We start from the raw sequence: 11954 nt of genomic DNA, 5'->3' as shown, positions 1-11954 counted from the left end.
CTTGCTCTAAATCTGTTAGAAAGCTTGCTGTTTTAGGAAAGGATGAAGCTGAATGAAAAGAACGATTGTGATTGGCTCGAGAAAAAGTGCCTTGGCGTTAACTCAAACAAAATGGGTAATTAAGCAATTAGAAGGCTTAGGCTTACCCTACCATTTTGAAATTAAAGAAATGGTAACGAAGGGAGATCAAATTCTCGACGTCATGCTTTCCAAGGTTGGAGGAAAGGGGCTGTTTGTAAAGGAGATCGAACAGGCTATGCTTGATGAGGAAATTGATTGTGCCGTTCATAGTATGAAGGACATGCCTGCTGTTCTCCCAGCAGGGTTGACCATTGGATGTATTCCAAGACGCGTAGATGCTCGCGATGTTCTTATTTCTAATCAAGGTGTAACACTTGAGCAGCTTCCTGCTGGATCAGTTATAGGAACAAGTAGCTTGAGGCGATCAGCGCAGCTTTTAGCTCTCAGACCTGATTTAGAAGTGAAATGGATACGGGGGAACATCGATACTCGTATGAGAAAGCTAAAGGAAGAGGAGTATGATGCTATAATTTTGGCAGCAGCTGGCTTGGAGCGCATGGGGTGGTCTGAGGAAACAGTAACACAATTCTTGGAGCCGGAGCATTGTCTACCGGCCGTTGGACAAGGCGCATTGGGAATTGAATGCCGTCTACAGGATGAAGACCTTATTCAACTCCTGCAGCGTATTCACCATACTCAAACGGGAATCGAGGTTCAAGCGGAAAGAGCCTTTTTAGCTCGGATTGAAGGTGGCTGTCAGGTCCCTGTCGCTGCTTATGCTAAAATGGTTGATGGACAGGTAACATTAACTGGATTGGTAGGTAAGCCAGATGGGACAAAGTTAATTAAGGAAAATGTAGTAGGTGCAGAGCCTAGTCAAGCTGGTAAAGAGCTTGCTGATCGTCTCTTTGCGCAAGGAGCAAAGGAGATTTTAGATGAAGTAAGAAGTCAACTGGACGACTAAGAAGCCGATGAGTAGGGAACATGTACAACGATCTCTAGAGGGAAAACACATAGCTGTTACAAGAGCAACAAACCAAGCAAAGTCCATGCTGGATATGCTGGAAGCTAAGGGAGCAACTCCTTATCTTTTTCCTTTGATTAAAACTCGAAAAGTAGACCAGCACCAGGAGATTCAGCACGTACTGAAGAACCTAGAATCGTTTAGCTGGATCATCTTCACAAGTGTCAACAGTGTGAGGTACTTCATGCAGTGCTGTCGTGAGTTTTTTGGATATGAGGAGTGGCTGGAACGTCCAGCTTTAAAAAATATTCGAATTGCAGCGGTTGGCCCAATCACAAAAGAAGTACTTATTCAAGCCGGATGGAAGGTTGACTTCATGCCATCGAAGGCTAAGCAAGAGGAGCTCGGGGCTGAATTAAGTAGCAAAATAATTGCTGGGGAGCGTGTGCTTTTTCCAAAGGGAAATTTGGCTAGGAAGCAGTTAAAGCAAACCTTAGAGGATTATGAGATTGATGTTCTTGAGATCATTGTTTATGAAACGGTAAAAGTCAAGCACAGGCAGGAGGATGTTCAAGATTTCATCTCTATGCTTGCTCGTAATCAACTGGATGTGCTTACGTTTACTAGTAGTTCTACGATCAAGCATTTTATGGCCTTGCTTAAGGAGAATGACCTTCAATTAGATTGGAATACATCCCCCATAATTGTTGCCTGCATTGGACCAATTACAGCTCAAACGGCTAAGGATTACGGTATGAATGTTCACATAGAGGCTACTCCCTATACAGGAGAAGCATTAGTTAATGAAATCGAGTTTTACTTTACAAGGAAGCAGGTGTAAGCCATGAGTGAGTTTGCCAGACATCGTAGATTACGTTCAAGTACAGGATTACGTAAGATGGTTCGAGAGACAACCCTTTCAGTTAATGATTTGATTTATCCGTTGTTTGTTGTGGAAGGGGAGAACATTAAGAAAGAAATACCTTCAATGCCAGGCGTTTATCACTTTTCATTAGATCTATTGCCAGCGGAGATTCAGGAGATTAAAGAGCTTGGCATTCCCTCTATTATTTTATTTGGTATTCCAGATGAGAAGGATGCAGTAGGAGGACAAGCGTATCATCAGCATGGGGTTGTGCAGGAAGCGATTCGTGTTGTAAAGAAAATAGCTCCAGAACTAGTCGTTATAGCAGATACCTGTCTTTGCCAGTTTACAGACCACGGGCACTGCGGAGTTGTAAGGGAAGGACAGATTCTTAATGATGAATCTTTAGAGCTGTTAGCACAGACGGCTGTTTCACAGGCTGAGGCTGGTGCAGATGTCATTGCTCCATCTAATATGATGGACGGCTTTGTTTATGCTATTCGTAAGGGGTTAGATGAAGCTGGATTTGAAAATGTTCCGGTCATGTCCTATGCGGTAAAATTCGCGTCTTCCTTCTATGGACCATTTCGAGATGCGGCCCATTCCACACCTCAATTTGGAGATCGCCGAACCTATCAAATGGATCCAGCTAATCGACTAGAGGCGCTTCGTGAGGCTCAGGCTGATATCGAGCAAGGAGCGGATATGCTCATTGTTAAACCAGCTATGGCGTACATGGATATTATTAGAGAAGTGAAGGATCAATTTGCCTTCCCTGTGATTGCGTATAATGTAAGTGGAGAGTATTCCATGGTTAAAGCTGCAGGGTTGCAGGGCTGGATTGATGAGCGGAAAGTAGTTTTAGAATTATTAACGGGTTTCAAAAGGGCTGGAGCAGACATGATTCTTACGTATCATTCTAAGGAAGTAGCAAAATGGTTGGGAGATGATCAAAATGAGTCATAGATATGAAAAATCGATCAACGCGTTTGAAGAAGCAAAAAAAGTCATTCCTGGTGGAGTGAATAGCCCGGTTCGTGCTCTAAAATCAGTAGAAATGAATCCTATTTACTTTGAGCGTGGGGCAGGCTCGAAGGTCTATGATTTAGATGGTAATGAATTTGTTGATTATGTTGCTTCTTGGGGACCACTAGTTGCCGGACATGCTCATCCACAGGTTGTGGAAGCTTTAAAGAAAGTGACTGAAAATGGAACGAGCTTTGGAGCGCCAACGTTGATTGAAACGAAGCTCGCTCAGCTTGTTGTCGATCGAGTCCCTGCGGTGGATATCGTAAGAATGGTCAACTCAGGTACTGAGGCAACAATGAGCGCGTTAAGACTAGCGAGAGGCTACACAAAAAAGAACAAAATTATCAAGTTTATTGGCTGCTATCATGGACATGCTGATTCCCTTTTGATAAAAGCTGGCTCTGGTGTTGCCACTCTAGCTCTACCAGATTCACCAGGCGTCCCGGAATCCATAGCTAATCACACGATTACTGTACACTACAATGATTTGGAAAGCGTCAAGGCAGCTTTTGAGCAATTTGGAGGTGATATTGCTGCTATTATTGTAGAGCCTGTAGCTGGAAATATGGGTGTTGTACCTCCACAGCCTGGCTTTTTAGAAGGCTTGAGATCGATTACGGAGGAAAATGGAGCATTGCTTATTTTTGACGAGGTTATGACAGGCTTCCGTGTTGATTATGGCTGTGCTCAAGGGAGATTCAATATCGCCCCAGATTTGACCTGCTTTGGAAAAGTAATCGGTGGTGGTTTACCTGTAGGTGCTTACGGTGGTAAAAAGGAAATCATGGAGCAGGTTGCTCCGGTAGGGCCAATTTATCAAGCAGGCACACTTTCTGGAAATCCGCTAGCTATGACGGCTGGATATGAGACATTGTCCTTAATGACACCTGAAAGCTATGAGCTACTAGAGGAAAAAGGCGCGTACCTAGAGCAGGGCATACGTCACAATGCAGAAAAGCATGGAATTCCTTATACAATTAACAGAGTAGGCTCCATGGTAGGATTTTTCTTTAATGAAGGACCTGTGCATAATTTCCAGCAAGCAAGCGCATCGAACTTAAAACGCTTTGCTAGGTATTTTCAATTGATGGCTGAGTATGGGGTATACATTCCACCGTCTCAATATGAAGGAATGTTTATTTCAATTGTTCATACGCAAGAGGATCTAGACTTTACTATTCAAGCTAATGATCGTGCACTTGAAACATTAATTGCTGAAAATCGATAAATCAATGATTTTATCCATACGCTAATTATGAATAATTAATTTATAAAAAACCTTGGCCCAACATAAGTGGCTGAGGTTTTTTGCATGAAAAAGATTTATGAAGCATAGAGTATAAGACATTGAAAATTTATTTTACAGAAAAATATTAATATTGACATAATTTTTTATTATTTTATAATAGCAGTATAAACAAAAGTGGAGGATGTTTCCATGGAAAATATTAAGAGCTTAATTACGGAACAGCAAAATCAGAGATCCTCTCAAATTGACAGGAAAACCACCACAGAGATATTAGAGACGATCAACGAAGAAGATCATTTGGTCCCGATTAAGATTAAAGAGGAAATTCCACAAATTGCTTTAGTTGTCAATGAGATTGTTAAGTCGATAAACAGTGGAGGTAGACTGATTTATGTAGGTGCAGGTACAAGTGGTCGAATAGGTAAGCTTGATGCCTCAGAATGTCCTCCAACGTACGGAACTCCGCCTCATTTAGTGCAAGGTATAATCGCTGGTGGAGATCAAGCTGTCTTTCAAGCAGTGGAAGGAGCCGAAGATAGTGAAGAACTAGGAGCTCTTGATATGGATCAGAAGGACATTTCGGAACAGGATATTGTTATAGGAATTACGGCTAGCGGAAGAGCTCCTTATGTCATTGGGGCACTTAAAGAGGCGCGTAAAAGAGGGGCTAAAACTGTTTCGTTTACTTGTAATGCAAAGGCTAAATTACATGAGTATGGTGATCTACATATTTCAATTGAGGTTGGGCCAGAGGTTATCTCAGGTTCAACTCGAATGAAAGCAGGAACAGCGCAGAAGCTAGTGCTTAATATGCTTACGACGGCAGCCATGATTAAGCTGGGTAAGGTATATGATAATCTAATGGTTGATGTTCAGCCGTTAAACAAGAAATTAATTGATCGAGCCCAGCATATTATTGCGATAGCAACTGGCTGCTCAAAGGAAGAAGCTCAGCGGCTATTCAAGGAGTCAGGAGAACGACCGAAGCTTGCGATTGTTATGCACCATTGTCAAATTGATGTTCAAACAGCTGAGAGTCTGCTACAGAAGGAATCAGGTTCGGTTCATAAGGCTATAAGAGCCTATGATAATAATATGACAATGTATAAAGGGGGATCATGATGAAAAAGGGCGTATGGTTACTATTTATTTTCGCTTTAATTTTTGTGTCTGCTTGTAGTAATAACACAGGTGGTTCGGGAGCTACAGATACGGTTAAAGTATGGACGTATCCTGTGCATGAAGAATATGAGGATGAGTTGAAAGAGCTTATAAAATCCTTTGAAGCAGAAAATGAAAATATTAAAATCGAATATGAATATCTATCCTGGGCAGAAGGACCACAGAAATTTGACATTGCTTTAAACTCAGGAACCCCACCTGATATTTACTTTGGTAAGCCACAGGCTAAATATGTGCAAACAGGCTTAACCGTTGACCTTAAGGATAGGCTGAATGTTGATGTGAGTGATTTTGATCAAGTAGCAATCGAGCACATGAGCTATGACGGAGGATTATACGGACTACCAATCTACATGTTTCTTCACGTTTGGGGAGGAAACAAGCAGCTTATGGAGGAAGCAGGAATTGACTACGAAAAGATTCAGCGTAACGGCTGGACGTGGAGTGAATTTAAGGAACTGGCTGCAAAAGCAAACCAGACTAACAGTGCAGGGGATCAGCAGTATGGCTTTGTCTTCCAAGGAACCAATGAGGAGCTTCTTGTGCATTTAGCTATGAACAATGGTCTACCTTACCGTGTAGATACCTCAGGCGCTTTAACTTGGACGGGTGATGAAATCCTTGAGACGATGGAATACATTAGAAGCTTGTTAGATGAAGGCATTATGCCAAGAGAAACGGCTGCTATTGATCCGGCTAAGAGAATGGAGTTATTTTATAATCACCAGGCTTTATTCTTTGGCAGAGCTATTCCTTATTTTGACCCTGTAGTAGAAGCACGTAATCAGCAAATCGAAGAGGGAGAAATTGAAGGAGAAAAAATTGATTTTATCCTTTTACCAATTCCTCATAATGAAGGGGAACAGCAGATTGCCTTCGGTGGAGCAGAGGGATACATGCTCTTCACCCAAAGAAATGCCAGTGATGAGCATGTGGCTAATAGTATCAAGGTCCTGGAGCATCTTACAAGTGCAGAAGCTGGAAAGGCTGCTGTAGACCTAGCTTTACCTACTGTGCATAAAGGAGCTGAAGGTAAATTCGAATCAAAGGTAGCTCCTTATAATGAAGAGGCAGCGAATGTATTGGCTGGTCTTGTCCTTCCTCCAAACGATATCAGCATTGAAGTTGGAGCACTGGATGATCAGTTTAGAACGGAGGTTATTATTCCAACCTTCCAAGGCGTATTGAATGGAGAAATGAGTCCAGAACAAGCATTAGATAGGTTTAAACAGGCCAATCAAACTATATTTGGGCAATAACTGAACGAGGAAATATTAATGGGGAGAGGGGGTTCCTCTCCCTGATATGAAGAGGGGCTCTGAAATGAAAGCAGCAAAACAAACCTCACAAAAGCCCGCGTTTAGCAGGACTGGACAATTTTTTAGAGACTATGGCTGGTGCTACGTATTTATTGCTGCACCTGTTCTTTTATTTCTAGTGTTTACACTCTATCCAGTTGGATATGCATTAGTGATGAGCTTCCAGGAGTATCATGTACTCGGTTCAACTTGGATTGGTCTGGATAATTATAGGACAATGGTTAATGATCCTATTTTCTGGAAGTCCATGTGGAACACATTTATTTTCACAGTAGGCACGGTTCCTCTAAATGTAGCGATTACGTTATGTCTAGCTGTGCTCATTTTTCCACGAACATCAAGGGTGCAAACATTTTTTAAGGCTACCCTCTACCTACCAACAGTAGCATCCGGTGTAACGATTGCTCTTGTCTGGTTTTGGATTTATGATCCTACTACAACAGGGTTATTAAATATGGTACTGGGTCTCTTTGGAATGGACAATGTGATGTGGCTTGGTCGAAGCAATACAGCGATGTTTTCAATCATGTTTATGACGTATTTGACCGGACATGGAGCAGGTCTCATTTTGTATTTAGCTTCTATGGGTGGAATACCTAAAACGTTATATGAAGCAGCAGATATTGATTATGCTAGTGCGTGGTCTAAATTTCGGAATATCACATGGCCCTTACTAAGGCCAACAACTTTATATTTGCTTGTAATCGGAATAATTTACTCGTTTCAGGTTTTTATGAGCATCTATATTATGACTCAAGGGGGACCTAACTTTGCTACAACAACAATTGCCTATCTGATTTATCAGCATGCGTTTGTCTATTATAAATTCGGACTGGCAGCAGCAGAATCCTTTGTCTTAGGAGCTGTCATTATTGTGGCTTCTATTGTTCAATTCAAAGTCCTATCTAGTGATGTGGAATACTAAGGGGGAATGAGAGATGCAGATCAATACAAATCCAGCTCCTCTACAGCAGCAACTACAAGAAGATTTACAAGCTGAGCAAAAAAGAATTCGAAAGCGTATCCTCTTTCGTGTCATTAGCTATGGATTGTTGATTGGTTGGGTCATTATAACGATGATTCCACTCTATTGGATGTTTATCTCGTCCTTCAGAGATACCGCTATTTCAGCTTCATTTCGACCGGAATGGTTTCCATCAAATATGAGTATATCTACATATATTCGCTTTTTAACCACAACAGATGCGATTAGGTGGCTACTAAATAGCTTGTATGTTTCTACAATTTTAACAATCTCTAATGTTATTTTTGCTTCCTTGGCGGGTTATGCGTTCGCTAAGCTTAAGTTTCCTGGGAGGAATACGATTTTTTGGGTTTTACTTGCCACGATGATGATCCCTGCTCAGGTCACTTTAATTCCGGTCTATATTATGGTTGTGAATGTGTTTAATCTAGGTAATACGTATACAGCAATCATGCTACCTATGATCGTCAGTGTAGGGAATATCTTTTTAATGAAGCAGTATATGTCTACCTTGCCTTCAACACTAATAGATGCAGCTAGAATTGATGGCTGTAGTGAGCTGAGGGTGTTTCGTAAGGTTATTCTTCCTATATCAAAGCCGGGCTTAGCTGTACTAGCGATATTTACATTTGTGGCGACATGGAACGAGTTTTTCTGGCCCTTTCTAGTTACTCAGTCAAGCTCAATGAGAACAATACAGGTTGGATTAGCAAGCTTTAAGTTTCAGGATGCAACAGACTATGGAGCTTTAATGGCGGGTTCTGTTTTAGCTGCGCTACCTATGTTTATTTTATTTTTCGCCTTGCAGCGTTATTTCCTACAAGGAATTACTATTGGAGCAGTGAAAGGCTAGGTGATCTCCAGATGGCAAACATACAGTTTCAACGTGTAACGAAGACGTTTATGGATGATAAAAAGGGCGGGACCTTCACTGCCGTTAAGGATGCCAGCTTTGAGATTAAGGATCAAGAGTTCGTAGTATTTGTTGGCCCTTCGGGATGTGGCAAAACAACCTCCTTAAGAATGATAGCAGGGCTTGAAAAGCAAACAGAAGGAGACATTCTAATTGGAGATCGGATTGTTAATCGTATGCATCCAAAGGATAGGGACATTGCCATGGTGTTCCAAGATTACGCTTTATATCCACATATGTCTATTGAAGAAAATTTATCCTTCGGACTCAAGAATATGAAGCATCCTAAAGAAGAAATTAAGGAAAAGGTGGATTATGCCTCATCAATCTTAGGTTTGTCTGAATTACTTAATCGTAAGCCAAAGGAGCTAAGTGGGGGACAGCGTCAGCGTGTAGCTGTAGGTCGAGCCATTGTGCGTAATCCCAAAGTATTTTTATTCGATGAACCGCTTTCCAATCTAGATGCCAAATTACGAGTACAAATGAGAATTGAACTGGCTCAATTACATAAAAGATTAGGGGCTACGATCGTATACGTTACACATGATCAGGTTGAAGCCATGACCCTAGGTGAACGAATTGTGGTTATGAATCATGGCGTCATACAACAGATTGCCTCTCCGAGAGAGCTTTACCGCAATCCCATCAACATGTTTGTGGCTGGCTTCATAGGGTCTCCACCTATGAATTTTATGAATGCTAGACTCGAGCAAAATAAGCTATGGGTGGAACAGCAAAGCTATGAAATTCCTGCTAATCTAATAGAAAGTTATAAGGCTTATGATGGAAAAGAAGTTATATTTGGTTTGAGACCAGAGGATATATATGATGTAAATTTTGCTTTTAATATCCCTATGCAAAACAAGATCAGTGTTAAGGTTGACGTAGTTGAGCACCTTGGTGGTGAGAATTTAGTTTACTTTCAAGTAGGAGAACGAATGGTGACAGCGAAAGTAAATGGGGAGAGTGTCATTCATGCAGGATCTCAGCATGATTTTGTCTTTAACCTAAGTCGTATGCATTTATTTGATAAGCAAACAGAGCAGCGAATATAAATTGGAAGCATCATTCACGATGATGTGAGTATCCAAGAGGTTAGGAGGAGAAGGCTGTGGGTAGCTTAACACATGTTCTACGAATGGCTGTAAAGGAGTTTTACCAGCATATTGTCCTTCTTGTTTTACTCAGTTTGTTGTGTGTAGTCATTTTATCTCCTTCTTTTTTTCTCATCCCTATTCCATATTCCTTTGTCTATATTGTCTTGCTTTTAGGCCCCTTGCAAATGGTATTAACCTATTCGAATCAACAGGCACTAGAGGGAGAAAAAGTTGGAATCAAGGTATTTTTTAAAGGTTTAAAAACCTATTTTTGGGGTGGGCTTTGCTTTAGTGTTGCGGCAAGCTTTTTTATCTTTATTGTTATTTCCTCTTGGTGGTATTGGGGACAGACGGAAAGCTATCCTACCTTTGTACTAGCCTGCTTTCAAACCTACTTTGTTTCTATGATATTGGTTAGTCAAATCTATACGATCCCATTATATGTGAAATACAAGCATTCCTTGAAGGAAAGTATGCTACTTAGCTTAAAGCTGTTAATTAAATACCCACTTTATACACTTGGAGCATTCATTCAGATTCTTTCTTTAGGAGTTTTACTAGCTTTGACTGTGGTTGGATTCTTATTTCTGTTTCCTGGTGTCTATACGGTGTTGTCTCATCTACTTACGGCAAATATTGTATCACGCTTTGATCCAAGTCAGGATACAGAGCTTACCTTATCTAGTTCTGAAAATTAATCATTATGAGAAGAGAGGGGGATTCTTCATTTTTGATTGTTGATGTAAACAATACATTAAAGAAGGGAGTAGGTGCGATTGTCAGGTGTAAAACGTATTTTGTTAGTCGTAGGGATTGTCATTTTGGTGCTAGGAGGAATTTCTTTTCAAGGTGTACAAGCTCAGGCTTCTACAGGGGAAGAGGATGGTTCTTATCGGGCTTTTTGGGTACAAGCCTTTGAGTTAGGGTTAAAATCCCCACAGCAAATTGATCAGCTTGTAGCCGATGTAAAGGCGGCAAATATGAACGCTATTATTGCTCAGGTAGTCCGTCGGCATGATGCTTATTATGTGAGTGAGTATTTACCATTTACTCAAGACCCGAGCGTTGTACCTGGCTTTGATCCGCTAGGGTATTTGCTAGAGAAGGCTCATCAGGAAGGGATTGAGGTCCACGCCTGGGTCGTATTGGGGCCAATGTGGCACAGCATTTATGGTGGTGCTCCTCAGGACCCTAACCACATTTATAACGTATATGGACCACATGCTTCTGATGAAGAGACGTGGATTACCAAAGGCTATGACGGTTCAATCGGTAATGTGATGCAGCCGTATGTTGACTTTGGTCACCCTGAGGTTGTGGAGCATTTTGTGCATATTGTGCAAGATCTTTTAACTCATTATCAAGTGGATGGTATTCATCTAGATTATGTACGCTATCCTGAAAATCCAGGAGGGCAGCCATTTGGATGGTACGGTTACAACCCTACAGCTCTACAAAGGTTCCAAGAGGAAACGGGACGTTTAGATCGACCTCATCCTTCTGATCAGGAGTGGCTTGAATGGAAGGTTCAGCAGGTTGATGCAGCTGTTAAACGTATATATTTAGAAGCAACAGCCATCAATATAGATACAGTAGTCAGCGCAGCTGTTTTATCATGGGGCTTTGCTGATCCAAGAACGAATGACTGGTGGAATTTAGATCCTGTACAGCGGGCCCATCAGAACTGGAAAAAATGGGTACAGGAAGGCTATCTTGATTACACATTCGTAATGAACTACGACAATGATGCAGATCCTGCACGTGCAAATCGATATAATGCCTGGATTGAATGGCAAAAAGACCTACCGCGCAATCGCGGAATGGTGATTGGACCAGCTCTCTATATGAATACAATTCCTAATAGTATTTCACAGATTAATAGAGCGTTAGCTCCATCTCAAGCAGGTCAACATGTGGAAGGAATTAGTCCGTATGTCTACAATGTTTGGAGTAATGACAATAGCCCAAGAGCACATCTATTACAATCCTTAGTAGAGTCTACAGAGTGGAATGGGGGGAGCCCTCCGTTTTCAACTGAGATGAACGTGCCAACACATTCTTGGAAAGAAGCATCAAATGGACATCTATTAGGGAGGCTTGTAAACAAGAACGGTGAACCTTTAACAGGTGTACCTATTACTTTAAGTAGAGGAAACAATGGTCCAACTATAATAGGTGCTTTTGAGACGGATAGTAATGGGTATTTTGGTGTAACTGATTTACTACCTGGACAATACTTTATCACGATAGCTGGTGGACCTCTAAACAAGCAGCTGCTTCAAGTGAAGCCTAGAGAGGTAACAAAGGCAGATGTAATTTTGCCATAAATA

At 41.3% G+C, this 11954-nt stretch carries 11 protein-coding genes; all 11 read left to right on the top strand.

Going from position 1 to position 11954, the window contains the following annotated elements; translation table 11 throughout:
- The first annotated feature begins 52 nt into the window (after nucleotides 1–52).
- The 11 genes from hemC to J2S11_RS01060 all read left to right on the top strand — a co-directional run bounded on the left by hemC (nucleotide 53) and on the right by J2S11_RS01060 (nucleotide 11951).
- Complete coding sequence (hemC, locus tag J2S11_RS01110; RefSeq protein ID WP_307389752.1) at nucleotides 53–985, top strand: hydroxymethylbilane synthase; 933 nt, start codon at nucleotides 53–55, stop codon at nucleotides 983–985.
- Nucleotides 986–992: 7 nt separating this feature from the next.
- A complete protein-coding gene (locus J2S11_RS01105; RefSeq protein WP_307389751.1) occupies nucleotides 993–1826 on the top strand; it encodes a uroporphyrinogen-III synthase in 834 nt (277 codons plus the stop codon).
- A gap of 3 nt (nucleotides 1827–1829) precedes the next feature.
- Entirely contained in the window at nucleotides 1830–2816 is a 987-nt protein-coding gene (gene hemB, locus J2S11_RS01100) for a porphobilinogen synthase (RefSeq protein ID WP_307389748.1), read from the top strand.
- Entirely contained in the window at nucleotides 2806–4107 is a 1302-nt protein-coding gene (gene hemL, locus J2S11_RS01095; RefSeq protein WP_307389746.1) for a glutamate-1-semialdehyde 2,1-aminomutase, read from the top strand. Before hemB ends, hemL begins: the two co-directional genes overlap by 11 nt.
- Before the next feature lie 210 nt (nucleotides 4108–4317).
- Nucleotides 4318–5250: an N-acetylmuramic acid 6-phosphate etherase gene (gene murQ, locus J2S11_RS01090; RefSeq protein WP_307389743.1), complete on the top strand. Its 933-nt coding sequence runs from the start codon at nucleotides 4318–4320 to the stop codon at nucleotides 5248–5250.
- On the top strand, nucleotides 5250–6569 hold the full coding sequence (locus J2S11_RS01085; protein WP_307389741.1) for an ABC transporter substrate-binding protein: 1320 nt from the start codon (nucleotides 5250–5252) through the stop codon (nucleotides 6567–6569). The genes murQ and J2S11_RS01085 overlap by 1 nt, the downstream gene beginning before the upstream one ends.
- Nucleotides 6570–6633: 64 nt before the next feature.
- Nucleotides 6634–7554 carry a carbohydrate ABC transporter permease gene (locus J2S11_RS01080; protein WP_307389738.1) on the top strand — a complete coding sequence of 307 codons (921 nt, stop codon included), beginning with the start codon at nucleotides 6634–6636 and terminating at the stop codon, nucleotides 7552–7554.
- Between the two features lie 13 nt (nucleotides 7555–7567).
- Nucleotides 7568–8467, top strand: coding sequence for a carbohydrate ABC transporter permease (locus J2S11_RS01075; RefSeq protein ID WP_307389736.1), 900 nt, complete (start codon nucleotides 7568–7570; stop codon nucleotides 8465–8467).
- A gap of 11 nt (nucleotides 8468–8478) precedes the next feature.
- Entirely contained in the window at nucleotides 8479–9582 is a 1104-nt protein-coding gene (locus tag J2S11_RS01070; RefSeq protein WP_307389735.1) for an ABC transporter ATP-binding protein, read from the top strand.
- Between the two features lie 56 nt (nucleotides 9583–9638).
- Complete coding sequence (locus J2S11_RS01065; protein ID WP_307389732.1) at nucleotides 9639–10322, top strand: YesL family protein; 684 nt, start codon at nucleotides 9639–9641, stop codon at nucleotides 10320–10322.
- 72 nt (nucleotides 10323–10394) lie between these two features.
- Nucleotides 10395–11951: a family 10 glycosylhydrolase gene (locus J2S11_RS01060; protein WP_370875413.1), complete on the top strand. Its 1557-nt coding sequence runs from the start codon at nucleotides 10395–10397 to the stop codon at nucleotides 11949–11951.
- Nucleotides 11952–11954: the final 3 nt, after the last annotated feature.

It is taken from the genome of Bacillus horti (genome assembly GCF_030813115.1).
GTDB classification, from domain to species: Bacteria; Bacillota; Bacilli; order Caldalkalibacillales; family JCM-10596; genus Bacillus_CH; species Bacillus_CH horti.
The sequence above is the reverse complement of the archived record's forward strand: the minus strand, read 5'-3'. Positions and strand labels throughout refer to the sequence as shown.